Source organism: Peribacillus sp. 05N428, assembly GCF_056397085.1.
On sequence record NZ_JBFTMS010000033.1, the window covers coordinates 31,990 to 51,299 of the forward strand.

Sequence of the window (19,310 nt, forward strand, 5' to 3'; positions counted from 1 at the left end):
AGTGGTCAAGAGGATTTTGGTCGTGGAGGATGAATCGATTGTTCTGCTTGATATAACGATCATGCTCAAGGATGCAGGATTCGATGTGGTTGGACATGCCCGTAATGGGGAGAAGGCGATTGAATTGGCACATGCACTGCAGCCGGATCTCGTTTTGATGGATATCAAAATGCCGAAAATGAATGGGCTTAAGGCTAGCGATGTGATATCCAATACCTTTCAGATTCCTGTCCTGCTTTTAACTGCATTCAGCCAGCGTGAATATATCGACGAGGCGAAGCGAGCGAACATCGTCGGATATCTTGTAAAGCCAATTACGGAGGCGAATCTGATTCCGGCAGTGGAGATAGCTTTGCTGCAAGCAGCCAATACAAAGAAGTATCAGGAACGAAATGCTCAATTGGATGAAACGCTCACAAATCGCAAAGTCATTGAAAAGGCAAAAGGAATCATCATGAAAAGGAAGAATGTTACCGAAGAAATCGCTTACAATAAGCTGAGAAGGCTTAGTATGGATAAGCAGCTTTCCATGGAGACGGTGGCACGTCGAATCATTGCAAATGATCAAAAACAAGTAAATAGATGAAGCAATGGCGCTTTGATGGACCAAATTGGTTGTAGGCAGGCATTTCTGCCGAAAAACCTAAGTTTGGGCTATAAAAGGCGTCTTTTTTTATACCCTTTTTTTAAGTCGATAGGCCAAATCAAATCGGAATTCAGGGGGAATATGTATGGAGATGGTAGGTAAATTCGTTATTTATATCATTATGGTGTGTGCCGTTGTCGGTGCTATTGCATCGATTAAAGACAGTGAGCAGGGCTTGGGGAAACAATTCATGGAAGGTTTGCATACCGTTGGCCATATATTTATCCCGGCAGCTGGAATCATGGCCTCGATCCCTTATTTATCTTGGTTCATCAATACAGTATGCGGCCCGGTTTTCGCTGCGATCGGTGCAGATCCAGCCCTCGCCGCAACAACGATTTTGGCGACGGATATGGGGGGTTACCAATTAGCGGCCGAGCTGAAGGAATCCTATGAAGGCTGGATCATGGCGATGATTGTCGGCTTTATGTCCGGGGCAACGATTGTATTCTCGATTCCAATGGGGCTTGCGATGCTGGAGAAGCGTGATCATAAATACATGGCACTTGGTGTCATGTCAGGAATCCTGACGATTCCGATTGGCGCTTTTATCTCAAGCGTGCTGGTGGTGGCGACGAATTCGAAAATCCGCGAAGTGATTTCCACGAATGCGGATTCTACATACGAATTCGCGTTGAGCTATTTGAAAATTGCCCTGAACCTTTCCCCGCTTCTTATTTTTGTGGTCTTGCTCGCGTTAGGTCTTTATTTCCTGCCGGATTTGATGATCAAAGGTTTCATGTGGTTTGGAAAAATATTGGATGCTGCGATTAAACTTGTACTCGTGTTTTCGATCGTGGAAATTTTCACAGGATTGTTTTCCAAAGTATTTGGTGCTTGGGGTTTCCATCCGATCATGGCCGATAAGGCAGACCAATTCCGTGCCCTGGAAACGGCGGGGTATATCGGGATAATGCTGGCAGGTGCATTTCCAATGATTTACCTGATTCAAAAATATGCAGGCAAGCCATTGGAAGCGATGGGCGGGAAAATCGGGTTGAGCAAAGCCGGGAGTGCAGGAATATTAGCCACGGTAGCCAATATATTAGCAATGTTCAAGCTTGTTAAAGAAATGCCGCCGAAGGATAAGGTCATAAACATTTCCTTCGCTGTGTGTGCGGCCTTCCTATTGGGTGATCATTTATCATTTACAGCCAACTTTCAGCCTTCCTTAATATTACCGATCATTGTCGGTAAGCTATCTGCCGGAGCGATTGGAATCGGTCTTGCTTACTGGCTGTCCGTTCCGAAAGCTTTGGAATTAGAAGAAAAGGATCGTGCAGCAGGAGTTATCGGCATAAATGAATATAAAACGAAAAACGAGGAAGAAAACAGCAATGAAATCCAAGTGGTGTAAAACTGGGGTGTGATTTTAATGAATGAACAGGTGGAACGAATCATCAGTGCAGGAATTGATATTGGCACCAGTACGACGAAACTTGTTATCAGCGAGCTTTCGCTTATGAATGTGGCGGGTGGCGGACAGGTGCCAAAAATCGAAATTACCGATAAGGAAATTCTGTATCGAAGTCCCATTTTCAGGACCCCGCTTGTATCCGAGACGGTAATTGACATACCTGCTGTTCAAAGAATGGTGGAAAGTGAATACCAAAAAGCAGGAATCACGATCAAAAGCATACAAACAGGGGCTGTCATCATCACTGGGGAAACGGCAACCAAACAAAATGCAGAAGAAATGGTGTACCGGTTATCTAAAGCGGCGGGGGAATTCCTTGTAGCGGCAGCCGGTCCGGATTTGGAGGGGATCATTGCCGCCAAGGGGTCCGGCGCCTATCAACATTCCATCAAGACAAGAAAGACTGTAGCGAACATAGACATTGGCGGGGGGACCGCAAATATTGCCGTATACCGTTCAGGCATGCTTTGCGGAACCTGCACACTGCATATAGGAGGCCGTTTGGTGGAGTGGGAAGGAGCGAGGGTAAGGGTTGCTCCTTCAATAGGAAAATGGCTGAAATCAAAAGGGCACTCTCCTTTGAATGGTGAAGGGGCAATCATCGCAAATGAAATGGCGAAGGTGCTTTCGAGGTTTTTGGCTGGCTCCTTCACAAAAGAAGATGAACTTCTATTAGTTGGGAAGGAGCCATCTTGGACAGAACGAATTGACGTGTTGATGTTCTCGGGCGGTGTCAGTGATTGCATCTATCATGAAGAACGGGAGGATGAAAGCTTCCGGGATATCGGCATGATGCTTGCCGCCTCTATCAAGGAAAGTGAAGAATTGGCCGCATGGGAGTGGGAACATCCCGTTGAAACGGTTCGGGCGACTGTACTTGGAGCAGGCGCACATACAACTGAAATCAGCGGAGCAACCATCGAAGTGAATGATTCTCATCTGCCAGTCCGTAATATTCCAGTCTATCGGGTCGATTTTCATGGCGTGCTTGATGATGTAGCCGCGAAAATGGCACAAGCTGTTCAGGATGCAATCACAATATATGACGCTTTGCAGGAGGGGCTGAATATTGCCTTTTATTTAACGAATTTACCCTATCAATCATTTCGGGACATTCACCGGCTCGCAGTCGCTTTTACCGAGGCACTGAAGCAAAAACCGAATCGGCAGCAGCCTCTGATCATTGTCATGGATAGTGATTATGGAAAGGCACTTGGTCAAACCATTCTAGCGAATCAACCGGATTTGCCGGTCATCTGTATTGATCAGACAGAAGTGGAACATGGTGATTATTTAGATATAGGAAGGCTGCTGCGGACAGGGGTCGTTCCGGTTGTAGTAAAAACGCTAACCTTCCAGAGTTAGGAAAAGGAGGATCATACGATGAAATTATCCACTCAATATTTTGGGGAAATCCATCAATTCAAATCGTTGAAAGAAGTCCTGGCCAAAGCGAATGAAGAGAAATCAGGAGATAGGCTTGCGGGAATTGCAGCAGATTCCGTTCAAGAACGGATTGCGGCGAAAGCGGTGCTTAGCGAACTGACTTTGGCGGACATCAGGAACTATCCCCTGCTCTCCCCGGAAGAGGATGAGGTGTCGCGGATCATAGACGGTCTAATCAATGGAACCATCTATCAATCTGTGAAGAATTGGAGCGTTGCCGAACTGCGTGAATATATCTTGAGTGACGAAACGACAGGCGAGGACTTAAAGCGATTAAGCAGGGGATTGAATAGTGAAATGATTGCAGCGGCAGCCAAGTTGATGTCGAACCTCGACCTTATCCATGCAGCCAATAAAATCGAAGTACTCACCAAGAATAATAGTACGATCGGATACAAAGGAACGCTTGCTTCGCGCCTTCAGCCTAACCACCCGACAGACAATGTCGATGGCATGCTGGCCTCTTTAAAAGAAGGCCTCTCCTATGGAATCGGGGATGCACTCATTGGAATCAACCCTGTCGATGATTCGGTCGAAAGCGTAAAGCGGCTGCTTCATGCAACACAGGATGTCATCCAGAAATGGAACATCCCGACCCAAAATTGTGTGCTTGCGCATGTGACCACGCAAATGAAGGCCGTTCAGCAGGGGGCGCCTGCTGATATGATCTTTCAAAGCATAGCCGGAACGGAAACGGCCAATCGCTCTTTTGGAATTAACGTACAACTGCTCGAAGAAGCTAATGAGATCGCAAAGGCCTATGGCACCGGCACAGGCCCGCAGCATCTTTATTTTGAAACGGGGCAAGGCTCCGAGTTATCGGCCGAAGCGCATTTCGGTATCGATCAGGTGACGCTTGAAGCCAGAAACTATGGATTTGCCCGTTATTTTGACCCGTACATTGTCAATACGGTCGTCGGATTCATTGGACCTGAATATCTATATAACAGCAAGCAGGTCATCCGGGCCGGGTTAGAAGATCATTTCATGGGGAAAATGCATGGACTGCCGATGGGGGTTGATATTTGCTATACGAATCATATGAAGGCGGATCAAAATGATATCGAGGACTTGGGTGTACTTTTAACGGCGGCTGGTGTGAATTTCATCATCGCAACTCCGATGGGGGATGACTGCATGTTAAACTATCAGTCTTTGAGTTATCACGATATAGCGACTTTGAGACAAACGATGGATAAGCGGCCTGCCCCATTATATGAAGCTTGGCTGGAGAAGATGGGGATTATGGAGAACGGAAAATTAACGAAGCATGCCGGTGATCCAACTATATTTAACCATTAGGAGTGGATGATATGGGAATGAATAATAAGGAAAATTTGGATGCCATGATAGCGAAAACCCCTGCGCGGATAGGGGTAGGCAGGTCAGGGACCCGGCCGAAAACAGATTCTTGGCTGAAATTCCGTTTTGACCATGCCGCGGCCGTCGATGCTGTATATGGTGAAGTCAGTGATATTCTTTTGAAGCGCTTGGATTTATTCAAGGTGAAAACGAAGGCCGATGATAAGGAAGTCTATTTACGGCGTCCGGATTATGGCAGGAAGCTTTCGGATGAAGCAAAGCGGGTCATAGATGCCAAATGCATAAAGGCCCCAACGGTTCAAATCATCATTTCCGATGGCTTAAGTGCCAAGGCGATCGAAGAAAATGTCGAGGACGTCTATTTATCTTTCAAACAATCTTTGGCAGTGGCAGGTCTGGATACGGGTACACCTTTTTATATTGAAAAGGGCCGGGTTGCCGTGATGGATGATATCGGTGAAATCCTTGGACCTGAGGTCATTGTCCTGTTGATCGGTGAACGGCCCGGTCTTGTCAGTGCTGAATCATTAAGCGCTTACATTTGCTATAAACCACGTTTGGGCACCATTGAAGCGGAGAGGATGGTCATTTCCAACATCCATAAAGGAGGGATCCCCCCTGTTGAAGCTGGAGCGCATCTAGGCACGGTCATTCAAAAGATCCTCAAATACCAAGCGAGCGGCATGTCCCTCGTGAAGAAGGAACATGCAGAAGAAAAACGTGAAAAACTCGGTTGAACCCCTAGTGTCTAAAAAAGGAAGTTCGGAGGGTCTCATTCCTGACGATCATTAAGACTAGGTCGTTGATTTCCGAAATCGACTGGAATACTTTTAAAATAAAAAAACTGCAGGCACTCGCTTTATTTGCCTGCAGTCTGGGGGGGAGCGGATCGCTCCCCTATTTACTTGTCCCTAAATTCCATAAACCAAACGGGTTGTAGAAGGGATTGTCTTCTTCATATCTAAAGTCCTGAAGGCCCGTCAATATAAAGTCGGGTGCATCTTGCCGAATGCTAAAGGTTTCGCCATTCTTAAAGAGAGGCCGTTCACCTACATGGTAATAATTGAATGTGTTAAGCAGGGCAGCCGCCTCTTTCGGACTCATTGTGTTAAGTGTCACGGCATCCGGAAGACCAAAGGCTTTCATTCCGAAAGAACAATAATAGTCTTCCTCTCCTATGATCGTGACAAAATGGGCATATACCGAGAGAATATCCGGGCTATGATGAAGATGCTGCCAATCTTCCTTTGAATGGGCAATTCCAGCCGTTTCTATTTTCACTGCCATTCCGCCTGCCTTGAGGATCGCTGCCCCGGCATCGATCAAATCGATAACAGTTCCGGTATCGGATACATCGGCTATTATATAAACGGTAAAGGTATGGCCATTGATTTCCTCTAATGCATTCTCTGAAAAGGCGTCTTTACTGGCGTAAGAAAAGCTTTCTTTTAAAGTGGGTTCATAATCATGGATCTCCGCCTGAAACGTAATGTTCTTATCACTGTTATGAAAAACATTCCCGGCTAACAGATACCCTTCGCTTTGGGAAGCGACCGTTTGAATCAATTCTGTCCGGTCCTTCCATTTACCGGGTATCCCGATGATGATTTGGTTGTCCTTCATGGATCATCTCTCCTTTCCGATCACTTCATACTATACCACTACTGATGTTTTCCATAGCATTTCATGAAAAATGGCGCAAAGTACCGATAAATGCCAGTGAGGGATGTGCAGGACTTTTTCAAAATTATACAATTGATGTATAATATAATCTAGTAAACGTATAGCCTATCTTCAAAGGAATTCCCCTTGTGGGTTTTCTCATAGGGCCGTATCTTAATTATCTATTCGTATATATCAATGATGAAAGAGAGTGGAATATAATGGGTCGTAAGTGGAATAACATTAAAGAAAAAAAAGCGTCAAAAGATGCTAATACTAGTCGGATTTATGCTAAGTTCGGACGGGAAATATATGTAGTGGCAAAACAAGGCGAACCAGATCCAGAATCCAATCAGGCATTAAGGGTCGTACTTGAGCGTGCGAAAACGTACAATGTTCCAAGAGCGATCATTGACCGTGCGATTGAAAAAGCCAAAGGCGGTTCGGAAGAAAACTATGACGAACTTCGTTATGAAGGATTCGGTCCCAATGGTTCAATGGTCATCGTGGATGCATTGACAAACAACGTGAACCGGACGGCATCCGATGTACGTGCCGCATTCGGGAAAAATGGCGGGAATATGGGTGTCAGCGGATCTGTTGCTTATATGTTCGATGCAACGGCTGTCATCGGGATTGAAGGTAAAACGGCTGATGATGTTCTTGAACTGTTAATGGAAGCGGATGTTGATGTACGTGACATCATTGAAGAAGAAGAAAGTGTCATCGTTTATGCCGAGCCTGAACAATTCCATGCTGTACAACAAGCATTCAAGGATGCAGGAATCAGCGATTTTACAGTGGCAGAGCTGACGATGCTTGCACAAAATGACTTAACCCTTCCGGAAGAAGCTCAAGCACAATTCGAAAAAATGATTGATGCATTGGAAGATCTGGAAGATGTTCAACAAGTTTACCATAATGTAGATCTTGGTGAATGATGAAATGAGCAGGCCTTTGCTATATGATCAAAGGTCTGCTTATTTCATTTGAAAGGAAAGAGCCTGTTCCGAATCACGAAACAGGCTCTTTCCTTTTGATTATTCACTTATGGTGATTCCGGAAAGTTCACGGTCTTTCTTTACCTTTTCCAATTCGGAAATAGTAACAAGTTGATAACCTTGGTCATGCAGTTGTTTAATGATTTTTCCTGCAGCCAGGGCGCTAGTTTGATAGATATCATGCATTAATATGACTCTGCCATCTTTGGCTTTGCTCATCACTTTGTTTACGATTTTCTTTTCATTGCGTTCTTTCCAATCCTCTGGATCGACATCCCAAAGGGAGACTTTCATATCCTCCATGAATTCCCGAACATTATGGTTAATCGCTCCATATGGGGGACGGACGAGATTTGGCTCAGTACCTGTAGCTTTTTTTACAGCGTCTTGGGTCTTTTCGATTTGATCTTCGATTTTGTTCTTGCTTAAGCGCGTCAGCTGCGGATGATCCCATGAATGGTTGCCAATCTCATTTCCTTCCTGCAGCATTTTTTGCAGAACTTCCGGATAATGCTGTACGCGGCTTCCAAGTACGAAAAACGTCGCGTGACCATCAAATTTTTTCAGGTCTTCCAGAATGGACATGGTATGACTTGGATGCGGCCCGTCATCGAACGTCAAGGCAATGACCTTTTTAGAAGGGTCGATCCATTCATTTTGCACGGGCAGTTTGGCGACGATATGTTTCGGCTGCCATTCCTTTACACGATCCTCATTCAAATCTTGACTTTGATATGAAGCTAGCAAACTATCTTTAAAAAGATCCTTCTTGATGGCTATTGTATGGGTCTTGGTTGAATCATCAGTCTTAACGTAGAAAACGAGCGTATTTTTAAAGACTGAAAAAGAATTGAAGTTGGCTGCCTTCAGTTTGTTTTCCTTTTTAATGAGACTGTTTGAAATGCCTTCTTCTTCCTTCTGCGTTAACTCTTCAAAAACAATATCGGATAAAACGGATAAATAATCAGTATCCGTGGCAAAGATGTCTTCTATAGAGAGCTTTTGCTGAGATGGAATATCATAAGTGAAGATCTGGGTTCCAGACTGCTTCTTTCCTTCCACTTGCTCATATTTATCGAAGGAAATCGTAATGGTCTGTTTGCTGAAATGGAGGATCGTATAGGTGAGGTTAAGCTCGGAAGCTTTTCCGTTGGATGCTTTCCATTTCTTTTCATAATTCTTAATTTCTTTCTTTATGTAGGCTTCTAGCTGCTTGTCGATATTTTCTAAATGCAGAACAGGCCTGCTTGCTGAATACCCGCCTTTCGTATTATCTTTCACATACGTTTGAATATCGGCTTCTGGGTAATTTTTATCAGTTGTATAGGCCGAAACGGTTCTCTTCTTATCAAAAGCAAGGCTTTTAATGGCTAACCCCAGCGTTCCTACAGCAGCTGTTAGACATAATAGAAAAATAAAGACTTTTTTATAATTTAATTTCCTCATGATGCACTCCACCTCGATAATCATTCTACTATATAGACGCGCCAAAAGTCTTAAAAGTTTGTAAAAAATTTCATTTTTTTATATTTATATTTTTCCTTGCTCATTTTCAAACTTTTATGGCTGCACCAACGTCTATTCTTTGTACGTACCTAGGATACGTAATTTAAATGTAAGGAGCTCTAACATGTAATGAAAAACCCAGATATGAATCAATTAATCGCGGCCCGGATAACCGAAAGGCAAGAGAATTTGTACAGACTTGCTTTTTACTATGTCAAAAACCAAGAGGATGCCCTGGATATCGTGCAGGAATCAATCAGGAAAGCGCTAGCCTCCAGCAGCAAAATTAAAGACGCCGCTTCTATAGATAGTTGGTTATATAAGATCATCGTCCGAACGGCACTGGATGTTTTGCGGAAGAAGAAGAAATTGACCGTCGCCGATGATGAAACAATAGAATACTTGCGCCGCGGTGAGGAGGATCACTATCCTGACCTGGATTTGCAAAAGGCCCTGGAAGGACTTTCAGTCAAGTACAAAACGGTAGTCGTCCTCCGTTTCTTTGAGGACCTGAAGCTGGACGAAATAGCGGAAGTTCTGGAAGAGAACGTAAGCACGATTAAAACGAGATTATATAAAGCGCTGCAACTATTGCGGATCAACATGACTGAACGGGAGGAAACGAAAAGATGGAAAAAAAATTAAAAGATCTGCGGGAAGAATATCTTAAAATACCGATACCAAAGGAATTGAATGATGTCGTTCAAGCAGCCTTGAATCAAAAGCCAAGGAAGAAGCCGAGGGTTGGCAGGAATATCCTCGTGTCAGCGGCTGCAGCGCTTCTGATCGTGACAGCTTCCGTAAACATCAGTCCGGCAGCGGCGAAAGCCATGAGTGATATACCGATAGTCGAGAAGGTCATCAAAGTGATTACCTTCGTCGAATGGAAAGAAGAAGCGAATAATTCTTCTGCAGTAATCAAAACGCCTGCTATATCCGGTCTCGAGAATAAACAGCTCGAAGATAGCTTGAATGATAAATACTTATCGGAAAGCAAGCAGCTTTATAAGGAATTCACGGACTCCATGTCAAAACTGAAGGAAGGGGAAAAGGGCAATATCTCGGTGGAAAGCGGATATGTGATATTGACGGATAATGAAACGATATTATCCGTACAGCGTTATACGGATACGATTCAGGCGTCCAGTTCTACAGAAAGTCAATTCGATACAGTCGACAAGAAAAACGAAGTGCTGTTAACGCTAAATAGCTTATTTAAAGATGATCGCTATCTTCAGGTGATCAGCGAGAACATCAAGGAACAGATGAAGCGGCAGATGGCTGAAGATCCGGAAAAGATATATTGGGTGGAAGATGATGATTTTACTGCTTTTAAAGGCATCGATGAAAACCAAAACTTTTATATAAACGAAGATGGCAAGCTAGTCATCGCCTTTAACAGCTATGAAGCTGCGCCGGGGTATATGGGGGCCGTCGAGTTCATCATCCCGACAAAGGTGCTGTCAGACCTTCTTGTTGGCGATCAATATATCCATTAAAACGGCCCTAATGTAATTCTTATGACGGGCGGAAGGTTTTTAAAACGGCACAATATCCATTAAAAAAGACGAACAACGTTACTGACCTACAGTAACCTTGGTTCGTCTCTTTTTTGTTCGAATTTCATCTGGTCCAGTTCCAGCCTCATTTTTTCCGTCTCCATAAGGAAGTTTTCATGTTTAAGTTTTTCAAGCTCCAGTTCAACTTGCAGCATCTTATGTTTGGTTTTTGACTGTTTTTCGAAATGGCTTGTCAGTATGGCGATTATAGGGATGGAAAAAATCATCACCACGGTTATGATTCCGAACATTATGGTGCCTCCTCTTTTTTTATATCTATTATACGGTGAATAGAACGGTTGTGGTGGGGTTATTTCAAAATTTTCCATTTACTATACTCATTAATAAGTGCATGGCAACCAAAGTGATATTAAACGTAATACCATGGGGAAAGTTAGGGCAATATATCATTGATGACCGCTTTCTATTAGATTATATGGACTGTTTTTTAGTGCGAAATCCGGACTTTTGCTTGAATGGTGGAAAGTTACTTCTATTTATATTGAAATTAATTATTTAAATATACTAAATATTTGTTTACAATAGTGAAAATTAAAGTTATTATACAATAATAAAAGGAGGGCTAGGTATGGCAACGATAAATAAACAGAAAATTGTGGATAGTGTACCTCAAAAAGGTTTTTTTGGAAACCCTAAAGGATTATTCACCCTTTTCTTTACTGAGTTCTGGGAGCGTTTCTCCTATTATGGCATGAAGGCCATTCTTGTTTACTATATGTATTACGAAGTTTCTAAAGGGGGACTAGGCCTTGATGAAACGACGGCCCTTGCCCTTGTATCCATCTATGGATCTTTAGTATATATGTCAGGTATAATTGGCGGATGGCTCGCCGATAGGATTTTCGGGACTTCAAAAGCCGTATTTTACGGTGGTATCTTGATTATGCTCGGGCATATTGTCCTTGCTGTACCAGGCAGTCTTTCCATGTTCTTTGTTTCCATGGTACTCATTGTTCTGGGTACTGGTTTATTAAAACCGAATGTTTCCAGCATTGTTGGGGAAATTTACGCAGAAAATGATGAACGCCGGGATTCCGGTTTCAGTATATTCTATATGGGTATCAACATGGGTGCATTCCTTTCGCCGTTTGTTGTCGGTACAGTCGGAATGGACTACAGCTTCCATCTTGGATTTGGACTTGCAGCAATTGGTATGTTGATTGGACTCATCGTCTTTGTTACAACAAAGAAAAAGAACCTGGGCTTGGCTGGAACTCTTCCTGCTAACCCATTATCACAGAATGAAAAGAAAAAAGTATTCACTAAATTGGGGATAGCCGCACTTATCATAGCTGCCATCATCGGCATCACTGCTTCTGCAGGCATCTTAACAATTGAAACTTTTATTAATCTTGTAGGTATTCTAGGAATCGTAATTCCGACCCTTTATTTCATTTTCATGTATCGCAGCCCGAAAACGACTTCTGTTGAACGTTCACGCTTGATTGCCTATATTCCTTTGTTTATAGCAGCTGTCATGTTCTGGGCGATTCAAGAGCAAGGTGCTACAATATTGGCAAGCTATGCAGACAAACGGACACAGTTGAACTTTGCAGGATTGGAAATAAACCCGGCATGGTTCCAATCTTTGAACCCTTTGTTCATCATTACCCTTGCACCAGTATTCGCATGGTTATGGATTAAATTAGGAAAGCGTCAGCCGACCATTCCTCAAAAATTCTCAATAGGTCTACTGTTCGCCGGTTTATCATTCCTGGTTATCCTGCTTCCTGTTTATTTCGGTGGATCAGACGCATTAGTCAATCCACTATGGCTTGTACTAAGCTATTTCCTTGTAGTACTTGGAGAGCTTTGCTTATCGCCAGTAGGACTTTCTGCCACTACTAAATTGGCTCCAGCTGCATTCTCGGCACAAACGATGAGCCTATGGTTCCTGGCAAGTGCAGCAGCACAAGCACTGAACGCACAAATCGTCAGATTCTACACACCTCAAACCGAAATGGCTTATTTTGGAGTGATCGGTGTTGCTTCAATAGTCCTTGGACTGGCTCTGATGGCCTTATCACCAAAGATTCAAGGTTACATGAAAGGCATTCGCTAACGCATTAAAAAGATGACCTCGGAATTAACGGGGTCATCTTTTTTTCATTTTTCGTGCCCTCGAAAATTCTCGAATGGATGCTATATCGATTTTTATTTGAGGTCGTGATTCAAACCTTTAACTTTTTTTTAATAGGATCCACAGTGAACACTAAGACAAAAAATAAAATAATCTTGGGAATGGGCTCGATATCGAAGATAAAAAAAATACAATATCCTAAAATGAAATATATCGAAAATAGAATACCTAAGTACAATTTATTTTTCATTTGAACCCTCCTAATATCTTGCTATGGAACGAGCAGAGTATCCATTCCAATTCCGCTTAACGCAATGGTCTTGCTTAGCTTTTTTTTCAGCTGCAGCGGCATTATTCCATTTAGAAGTTGAAATACCTAGTCCTATTGCGAAAACACCCATACCTGTACCTATATATTTATTAAACCAACCAACAGCAAGAGCTAATCCATTAACTTTGTTAGAAAATGAAGACATTTGAGCAGCTGCTTGAACATTTGGTACAATCATACTGAAAAATAAAGAAATACCCAAAAGAATAATTAATGCAGGGTTTACGAACATCTTATACCTTTTTATCATTACCTCCTCACTATATATCTAGTGATTCCATAATAAACTAATTTTCAACTTGATAGATTCCAAAAGAGAGAAGTGGAATTTCAGAAATGATACGGTTACCATAAAGAACTAAGCTAATATGAAAAAAAGAGCATCCTTTATAGGATTGCTCTTTTTTCCGGTTGTAAGAACCTTTTCCTTTTTTGTTTTTGATAATACGGGTGGAGGGGTCAAACGCCCAACGCATTCGGCTATTTGCCATTTCACCAATGGTTTTCTTATTGGTTTTATTCGTTTTAGTCATTGAATATATTCCTGCTTTCATAGTATTTGAACTGAATTTTAGCTTTGTACACCTTTGTTCTTGCTTGCAATAATTGAAGCCGCAATTGCAAAGGGAAGTAAAAAGAAAGCCAGTATTCCATATCCAGCTCCTTCAAACCCTCTAATGTTCACAAAACCCATATAAAACAAAATAAATGAAGCTATAACGGTTAATATGCCTGGTAAAAGCCTAACAAATAAAGATAAATGTAATTTCCTAAACCACCACGCTAAAAATATTACTAGCATTCCAGGGACGCAAGCAACCAGGAGGGGAACTACCAACATCATTTTGTAACCTCCTCTAATTCATTATGTAAATAATACCATAATAAGTAAAAAGTCGAACGTAAAGGTGAGGTAAACTAAATTCTTAATATTGTTGGATAGGGGTTCTATCTAAATTCTAAAACCAAGTTGATTGGAACAGGTGTACGAGACCCCTGCGGGAAAAGCGCGCCTAAGGGAAACCCCGCAGGCGCATACCGCCGAGGAGGCTTCCCGACCGCCCGCGGAAAGCGAGTGCATGGAGTGGAAATCAACGTTCATTGTACAAGCCCTAATAAAACTGTAGAACAAAAGGGGTTTACCTAAAATTACAAAACAAAGTTGATTGGAGTGAAAGGTGCGAGACTCCCGCGGAAAGCAAGTGCCTGAAGCGGAAATCAACATCCAAATCGTACAAGCGATTAGAAAAGCTGGGGCAAAATGGGGGTCCACCTCTGTCCTTTATTTCACTTAATTTCTTTCTAGGATTCAACATCTGCCTCTTCATGAATAGCCAAAGATGTGTGATATCTTCGGTATAATTCATATGTTAATGAAGCTAAGAAAGGAAAGGACCGGATGAGCGCTGCTCTTCCGGTTCTTTGTGTATCAGTTTGCTGCTGGGATCAATCCTTTATGAATGGAGACTTCCTGAATGGCACGGTAGACGGTTTCGACCATGAAATCGAGTTCCTTTTCTGACATGGAAAGGATTGGCATCATCGTGATGACTGGACCGAGTTCCCGGATGATCAGGCCATTTTCCCGTGCTGTATGGATGATTCCGGAAACGACATTCTCTTGGAGGGTGAACGTTTCTTTTGTTTGGCGGTCTTTAACGATTTCCACTCCAATCATGAAGCCGCGCTGGCGGATATCGCCGACTATCGGAAGTTCGTATAGCGATTGCAGTCTTTGTGATAGGTATTTTGATTTTTTCTGGATGTCTTTAATGAGATTGCGGCTTTCCATTAGTTCGATATTCTTCAGGGCCAGGGCACAGGCAAGCTGATTTCCTGTATAGGTGTGACCATGATAGAAGGTTTTATGTTCTTCCCGTTCTCCCAAGAAGGATTGAAAGATCTGCTCGTTCATGATGGTGGCGGCGAGTGGCATATATCCCCCAGTGATCCCTTTACCCATACACATGATATCGGGTACGACGTCTTCCTGTTCGCAGGCAAACATCGTACCGGTGCGACCGAACCCTACAGCCACCTCATCACAAATTAAGAGGATATTGTACTTTTTGCATAATTGCCCGACCTCTTTCAAAAAGCCAAGGGGATGGGTAATGATACCTGCTGCTCCCTGCACAAGCGGCTCGATGATCAATCCTGCAATTTCGTCTGATTGTTCTTGCAGTAATTTCTCCAGTTCCTTCAAGCAATGGTTTTTCACGGCTTCTGGATCTCCATACTCAGTCATGTGATAGGCATATGGTGAAGGGGCGGAAATCCGTTGAAATAAGAGGGGCTTAAAGATTCTATGGAATAGATCCATACCGCCCACACTCACAGCTCCGACAGTATCGCCGTGGTATGCTTCGTCAAGGGAGACGAATTTGTTTTTATTCTGATGCTTGACGGGGTCGATATTCTGCCAATATTGATAAGCGACTTTAAGGGCGATTTCCACAGCGGCAGATCCCGTGTCGGAGTAAAAGACTTTCGATAAAGGACCAGGAGTGATCTCTGCCAGTTTTTTCGCCAGTAAGATCGATGGTACATTCGCAGATCCCAGCAGCGTGGAGTGCGCGACTTTATTCACTTGTTCAATAAGGGCGCCGTTTAATTCCGGCTCGTTATGCCCGTGCACGTTCACCCATAATGAAGCATAGCCATCTAGGTAGCGTTTGCCATCCACATCAATCAGGTAGCTACCTTCGCCGCGTTCGATGATCAGTGGTTTACTTTCCCGATACGTTTTCATTTGTGTGAACGGATGCCATACATATTCCTTATCCCATTGTTCTAAATCCTGACTGTTCATGCTTCGAACACCTCTTTCAGTTGTTGGGTATATTCTTGATCACCAAGCAAATCAAGGATGCAGATCCTCAAGTCTTTTCTAACATCGGCCAGTGTCGGGATGCAGGCGAGGCCATTCAGCCCAGTCAGCTTTTCAATGGTTTCGATATTATCTTGATGAATCCGATCTTCTGGCCGGTAATGATTATACAAAATGGTTTTCACGTTTATATCATGGACTTGGGCATAAGAATGGGTCGTCACAACATCATGAATCGCCCCTAAACCGCTTGTGGATACGAAGAGGACAGGCATCCCGCAATCCCTTATGAAATCTGCCGTCATATAGAAACCTTTCGTTCGTTCAATAAGCGGCACAGCCAATCCTCCAGCGCCCTCGACTAATACGATGTCATACATTTCCTCAAGTTCATGAACCCTTTCCACGACTTTCTTCTCATCGATGAGACTGCCGGTTAATTTAATCGCCAAATGTGGGGAGGTTTCGGGTTCCAGTGTGTAAAACCCCGATTCCTTCACACCGAGTTCCTGCTCAAACCAAGATATATCTGGGTATGTATGATTTTCCTCATTGATTCCAGTTTGAAATGGTTTGAATATCGTGACGCTTTTTCCCAATGTTTGAAGAGACAGATAGAGTGCACTCGTGACGATGGTCTTTCCAATATCCGTGCCAGTTCCGGTTATAAAGTAGGCTTGGCCCATGGATGATTCAGCTCCTTTACGTTTATATATCTTGCAATGCGCGGGCGTACTTGCTGAATGATGACAGCACATAGAATGCATAGCATTAAATCACCGGGTACAGGTAACAAGAAGCCGTAAAGAATCGTTTGGCTGATGGAAAGCGGCGTTTCCACAATCCACTTCATCGAACCATACAGCCAGATGCAGCCGAAAAGGTAAACGGTCAGCAAAGTGGCGGCATTAGCAAAGAATATGGAACGAATTGTGGAGAGGGAAAACCGGTTGATCAGCCATCCATTTACATAGGCTCCCAGTATATATCCGAGCAAATAGCCGAAAGTGGGTTTGAATATATAGCCGAATCCCCCGCCTTCAGCAAACACGGGCACCCCGATAAGTCCGATCAAGACGTAGCATAACTGACTGAGCATTCCAAGCCGGGGCCCCAACAATGCGCCTGCCAAATAGACTGCCAGAATTTGCAGCGTGAATGGTATGTAAGGGATAGGTATCTTAATAAAGGCGCCAATGGCAGTTAACGCGGTAAAAAGGGCCACATAAGAAATCGTCCTTGCTTTCAAGTTTTTAACCCCCTTTTTTGAAAGTGCTGGCAGAATGCCCACTATTAGTTTGCCTGATTCCTATTTTATATGTCAACTAATTTGTTATTTGGTTAACATATAAAATGCCAGTTTTCTTAGGATTTAAAGGACTACTAGGAAAATATTGAAAAAAGGCCATTGAATAATATTTTGTTTGTATGTTATTATTCTAACGATATGTTAACTTAATATATTTTAGGTTAACAAATATTATCACTCCATTGATACTGCTAAATGTTAATTGCCCATTGAGGCTGATGGTGCACATGCGACGCAGCAGGTTGCAGGAAGCAGGTCTATTACTGGATATCTTCCGTTTTATGTGCGGAGAACCGGAACAGGATATGTTCCTTTTCAAGGAATGGCGATTCGGCACACAATAAAAGAAAAGAGGGATAGGTTTGGAAACATTGGTAAGGGATTGGAAGATGTTAGCGGAGAACGTTATCAAAGGATATAAAGTGACGGAGGAAGAGGCATTATCCATCGTCCAAGCCCCAGACGAAGAGGTTTTGGAAATTCTGAATGCAGCCTATCTCATACGTAAACATCATTATGGGAAAAAGGTAAAATTGAATATGATCATCAATACGAAATCAGGATTATGTCCCGAGGATTGCGGCTACTGCTCGCAGTCGATCGTGTCGGAAGCCCCAATCGATAAATATGCTTGGCTGACTAAAGAAAAGATTGTCGAGGGAGCGCAAGAATCCATTCGCCGGAAAGCGGGTACTTATTGCATCGTTGCTTCTGGCCGTCGTCCGACAAACAGGGAAATCGATCATGTCATTGATGCGGTAAAAGAAATCCGCGAAACGACGGATCTTAAAATCTGCTGCTGTTTAGGTTTCCTGAATGAGGAACATGCCGGTAAACTAGCGGAAGCAGGCGTTCATCGCTATAACCACAACTTGAATACATCACAGGAAAATTACAGTAAAATTACATCGACACATACATATGAAGACCGGGTAGATACAGTGGAAGCTGTGAAAGAAGCCGGAATGTCCCCATGCTCTGGAGCCATTTTCGGAATGGGCGAATCTGAGGCGGAAGCGGTGGAAATCGCTCTATCCTTACGCAGCCTTGATGCAGATTCCATTCCTTGTAATTTTCTCAATGCAATTGACGGAACGCCGCTTGAGGGAACTTCCGAGCTGACTCCCACTAAATGCCTGAAATTGATTTCGATGATGAGATTCGTTAATCCAAGTAAGGAAATCCGCCTGGCCGGCGGCCGGGAGGTCAATCTCCGTTCCATGCAGCCCATGGCACTTTATGCGGCCAATTCCATCTTCGTCGGCGACTATTTAACGACAGCTGGTCAAGAACCCACAGCGGATTGGGGAATCATTGAAGACCTGGGATTTGAAATTGAAGAATGTGCCCTTTAATTGATAAAGAAGATTATTGAGAGAAACTAAAAAAACACCCTTAGGGTGTTTTTTTTCAGTTTGTCGATAAAAGGAGGTTCGGAATAATCCCGCTTCGAACCATAATCTTAAACAAGACTAGTTGTTTTTTTACAGTATTCCTTATTGGATTGAATGAGCGAGACTCCTGCCGAATAACTGGCTAGCCAAGACTTCACAGCCGCTTACGGTGAAGAGGCTTGGCAGACAGTCGGTGGAAGGGGAGAGGATTTCCGGAAGTGGGTATGTGTAATGATTTCCACTCCAGGCACTGCTTTCCGCGGGCGGTCCGGGGAGCCTCCGTCTCCCTTGGCCACGCTTTTCCCGCAGGAGTCTCGTACCTTACGTTCCAATCAGCTGGAACTTCTTTTTTTAGAGATATTGTAGGAAACTGGCTCTTCTTCTCCAATTCGTATACAGTCTGGCGGTCCATCAATTTTCCGGCAAAAGGAGTTTCGAATGCTCTCGCCCCGAACCATAATTTTAAACAAGACTAGTTTATCCTTCATGCTTTTTTACAGTACCCCTTAATGGATGGAAGAAATGAGCGAGACTCCTGCCGAATAACTGGCTAGTCGAGACCCCACAGCCGTTTACCGGCGAGAAGGCTCGGCAGGCAGTCGGCGGAAGGGGAGCGGATTTCCGGAAGTGGGTATGTGTAATGATTTCCACTCCAGGCACTCGCTTTCCGCGGGCGGTCCAGGGAGCCTCCTCGGCGTTCGCCTGCGGGGTCTCCCTTGGCCACGCTTTTCCCGCAGGAGTCTCGTACCTTACGTTCCAATCAGCTGGAACTTCTTTTTTTAGAG

19 protein-coding genes and 1 pseudogene are annotated in these 19,310 nt (G+C 43.6%); 10 read left to right on the forward strand and 10 right to left on the reverse strand.

All coding sequences use genetic code 11. The features are described 5' to 3' along the window. Position 1 precedes the first annotated feature (1 nt). From AC1DIV_RS22850 to eutC, 5 genes and pseudogenes are all read left to right on the forward strand, one after another. Positions 2–586: an ANTAR domain-containing response regulator gene (locus tag AC1DIV_RS22850; RefSeq protein ID WP_048686321.1), complete on the forward strand. Its 585-nt coding sequence runs from the start codon at positions 2–4 to the stop codon at positions 584–586. 145 nt (positions 587–731) lie between these two features. Continuing rightward, positions 732–2,003, forward strand: a complete 1,272-nt coding sequence (gene eutH, locus AC1DIV_RS22855; protein ID WP_034310619.1) for an ethanolamine utilization protein EutH — start codon at positions 732–734, stop codon at positions 2,001–2,003. A gap of 18 nt (positions 2,004–2,021) precedes the next feature. Beyond that, positions 2,022–3,428 carry an ethanolamine ammonia-lyase reactivating factor EutA gene (locus AC1DIV_RS22860; protein ID WP_477577446.1) on the forward strand — a complete coding sequence of 469 codons (1,407 nt, stop codon included), beginning with the start codon at positions 2,022–2,024 and terminating at the stop codon, positions 3,426–3,428. 18 nt (positions 3,429–3,446) lie between these two features. Next, a complete protein-coding gene (locus AC1DIV_RS22865) occupies positions 3,447–4,811 on the forward strand; it encodes an ethanolamine ammonia-lyase subunit EutB (RefSeq protein ID WP_477577448.1) in 1,365 nt (454 codons plus the stop codon). 23 nt (positions 4,812–4,834) lie between these two features. Then, positions 4,835–5,569: pseudogene (eutC, locus tag AC1DIV_RS22870) on the forward strand (ethanolamine ammonia-lyase subunit EutC); the annotation flags it as partial. A 160-nt stretch (positions 5,570–5,729) separates the two neighbouring features. On the opposite strand, the gene AC1DIV_RS22875 reads toward eutC, so the two are convergent. Further along, positions 5,730–6,455 carry a DUF4261 domain-containing protein gene (locus AC1DIV_RS22875; RefSeq protein ID WP_340877839.1) on the reverse strand — a complete coding sequence of 242 codons (726 nt, stop codon included), beginning with the start codon at positions 6,453–6,455 and terminating at the stop codon, positions 5,730–5,732. A 260-nt stretch (positions 6,456–6,715) separates the two neighbouring features. Here AC1DIV_RS22875 and AC1DIV_RS22880 point away from each other — a divergent pair, with 260 nt between their 5' ends. Next, entirely contained in the window at positions 6,716–7,435 is a 720-nt protein-coding gene (locus tag AC1DIV_RS22880; RefSeq protein WP_477577450.1) for a YebC/PmpR family DNA-binding transcriptional regulator, read from the forward strand. Positions 7,436–7,534: 99 nt separating this feature from the next. Here AC1DIV_RS22880 and AC1DIV_RS22885 read toward each other — a convergent pair whose 3' ends face one another. Beyond that, entirely contained in the window at positions 7,535–8,941 is a 1,407-nt protein-coding gene (locus AC1DIV_RS22885; protein ID WP_477577452.1) for a polysaccharide deacetylase family protein, read from the reverse strand. Between the two features lie 189 nt (positions 8,942–9,130). On the opposite strand from AC1DIV_RS22885, the gene AC1DIV_RS22890 reads away from it, so the two are divergent. Both AC1DIV_RS22890 and rsiV read left to right on the forward strand, forming a co-directional pair. After that, positions 9,131–9,646, forward strand: a complete 516-nt coding sequence (locus tag AC1DIV_RS22890; protein WP_133352702.1) for a sigma-70 family RNA polymerase sigma factor — start codon at positions 9,131–9,133, stop codon at positions 9,644–9,646. Beyond that, positions 9,631–10,500: an anti-sigma-V factor RsiV gene (gene rsiV / locus AC1DIV_RS22895; RefSeq protein WP_340877837.1), complete on the forward strand. Its 870-nt coding sequence runs from the start codon at positions 9,631–9,633 to the stop codon at positions 10,498–10,500. Before AC1DIV_RS22890 ends, rsiV begins: the two co-directional genes overlap by 16 nt. Before the next feature lie 86 nt (positions 10,501–10,586). Here the strand turns inward: rsiV and AC1DIV_RS22900 are convergent, their stop codons facing one another. Beyond that, a complete protein-coding gene (locus tag AC1DIV_RS22900; protein ID WP_034310640.1) occupies positions 10,587–10,811 on the reverse strand; it encodes a hypothetical protein in 225 nt (74 codons plus the stop codon). A 338-nt stretch (positions 10,812–11,149) separates the two neighbouring features. Between AC1DIV_RS22900 and AC1DIV_RS22905 the strand changes: the two genes are divergently transcribed. Next, on the forward strand, positions 11,150–12,643 hold the full coding sequence (locus AC1DIV_RS22905) for a peptide MFS transporter (RefSeq protein ID WP_048686254.1): 1,494 nt from the start codon (positions 11,150–11,152) through the stop codon (positions 12,641–12,643). A gap of 278 nt (positions 12,644–12,921) precedes the next feature. Here AC1DIV_RS22905 and AC1DIV_RS22910 read toward each other — a convergent pair whose 3' ends face one another. From AC1DIV_RS22910 to AC1DIV_RS22935, 6 genes are all read right to left on the reverse strand, one after another. Continuing rightward, a complete protein-coding gene (locus AC1DIV_RS22910; RefSeq protein ID WP_477577453.1) occupies positions 12,922–13,242 on the reverse strand; it encodes a hypothetical protein in 321 nt (106 codons plus the stop codon). Positions 13,243–13,279: 37 nt separating this feature from the next. Further along, complete coding sequence (arfA, locus tag AC1DIV_RS22915) at positions 13,280–13,525, reverse strand: alternative ribosome rescue factor ArfA (RefSeq protein WP_340877832.1); 246 nt, start codon at positions 13,523–13,525, stop codon at positions 13,280–13,282. 38 nt (positions 13,526–13,563) lie between these two features. Next, positions 13,564–13,836 carry a YesK family protein gene (locus tag AC1DIV_RS22920; protein WP_477577454.1) on the reverse strand — a complete coding sequence of 91 codons (273 nt, stop codon included), beginning with the start codon at positions 13,834–13,836 and terminating at the stop codon, positions 13,564–13,566. 585 nt (positions 13,837–14,421) lie between these two features. Further along, entirely contained in the window at positions 14,422–15,804 is a 1,383-nt protein-coding gene (bioA, locus tag AC1DIV_RS22925; protein ID WP_477577456.1) for an adenosylmethionine--8-amino-7-oxononanoate transaminase, read from the reverse strand. Further along, the gene (bioD, locus tag AC1DIV_RS22930) at positions 15,801–16,508 is read right to left on the reverse strand and encodes a dethiobiotin synthase (RefSeq protein ID WP_477577458.1); all 708 of its coding nucleotides are present in this window, start codon (positions 16,506–16,508) and stop codon (positions 15,801–15,803) included. Before bioD ends, bioA begins: the two co-directional genes overlap by 4 nt. Further along, the gene (locus AC1DIV_RS22935; RefSeq protein WP_063595970.1) at positions 16,487–17,071 is read right to left on the reverse strand and encodes a biotin transporter BioY; all 585 of its coding nucleotides are present in this window, start codon (positions 17,069–17,071) and stop codon (positions 16,487–16,489) included. Before AC1DIV_RS22935 ends, bioD begins: the two co-directional genes overlap by 22 nt. 449 nt (positions 17,072–17,520) lie before the next feature. Here AC1DIV_RS22935 and bioB point away from each other — a divergent pair, with 449 nt between their 5' ends. Beyond that, entirely contained in the window at positions 17,521–18,486 is a 966-nt protein-coding gene (gene bioB, locus AC1DIV_RS22940; RefSeq protein ID WP_048686316.1) for a biotin synthase BioB, read from the forward strand. 203 nt (positions 18,487–18,689) lie between these two features. Here the strand turns inward: bioB and AC1DIV_RS22945 are convergent, their stop codons facing one another. Further along, positions 18,690–18,857 carry a hypothetical protein gene (locus tag AC1DIV_RS22945; protein ID WP_477577460.1) on the reverse strand — a complete coding sequence of 56 codons (168 nt, stop codon included), beginning with the start codon at positions 18,855–18,857 and terminating at the stop codon, positions 18,690–18,692. Positions 18,858–19,310 lie beyond the last annotated feature (453 nt).

Coding starts and splice junctions, on each gene's coding strand:
- eutH (WP_034310619.1), top strand. CDS start 732: ATGGAGATGGTAGGTAAATTCGTTATTTATATCATTATGGTGTGTGCC.
- AC1DIV_RS22860 (WP_477577446.1), top strand. CDS start 2,022: ATGAATGAACAGGTGGAACGAATCATCAGTGCAGGAATTGATATTGGC.
- AC1DIV_RS22865 (WP_477577448.1), top strand. CDS start 3,447: ATGAAATTATCCACTCAATATTTTGGGGAAATCCATCAATTCAAATCG.
- AC1DIV_RS22875 (WP_340877839.1), bottom strand. CDS start 6,455: ATGAAGGACAACCAAATCATCATCGGGATACCCGGTAAATGGAAGGAC.
- AC1DIV_RS22880 (WP_477577450.1), top strand. CDS start 6,716: ATGGGTCGTAAGTGGAATAACATTAAAGAAAAAAAAGCGTCAAAAGAT.
- AC1DIV_RS22885 (WP_477577452.1), bottom strand. CDS start 8,941: ATGAGGAAATTAAATTATAAAAAAGTCTTTATTTTTCTATTATGTCTA.
- AC1DIV_RS22890 (WP_133352702.1), top strand. CDS start 9,131: ATGAAAAACCCAGATATGAATCAATTAATCGCGGCCCGGATAACCGAA.
- rsiV (WP_340877837.1), top strand. CDS start 9,631: ATGGAAAAAAAATTAAAAGATCTGCGGGAAGAATATCTTAAAATACCG.
- AC1DIV_RS22900 (WP_034310640.1), bottom strand. CDS start 10,811: ATGTTCGGAATCATAACCGTGGTGATGATTTTTTCCATCCCTATAATC.
- AC1DIV_RS22905 (WP_048686254.1), top strand. CDS start 11,150: ATGGCAACGATAAATAAACAGAAAATTGTGGATAGTGTACCTCAAAAA.
- AC1DIV_RS22910 (WP_477577453.1), bottom strand. CDS start 13,242: ATGATAAAAAGGTATAAGATGTTCGTAAACCCTGCATTAATTATTCTT.
- arfA (WP_340877832.1), bottom strand. CDS start 13,525: ATGACTAAAACGAATAAAACCAATAAGAAAACCATTGGTGAAATGGCA.
- AC1DIV_RS22920 (WP_477577454.1), bottom strand. CDS start 13,836: ATGATGTTGGTAGTTCCCCTCCTGGTTGCTTGCGTCCCTGGAATGCTA.
- bioA (WP_477577456.1), bottom strand. CDS start 15,804: ATGAACAGTCAGGATTTAGAACAATGGGATAAGGAATATGTATGGCAT.
- bioD (WP_477577458.1), bottom strand. CDS start 16,508: ATGGGCCAAGCCTACTTTATAACCGGAACTGGCACGGATATTGGAAAG.
- bioB (WP_048686316.1), top strand. CDS start 17,521: ATGTTAGCGGAGAACGTTATCAAAGGATATAAAGTGACGGAGGAAGAG.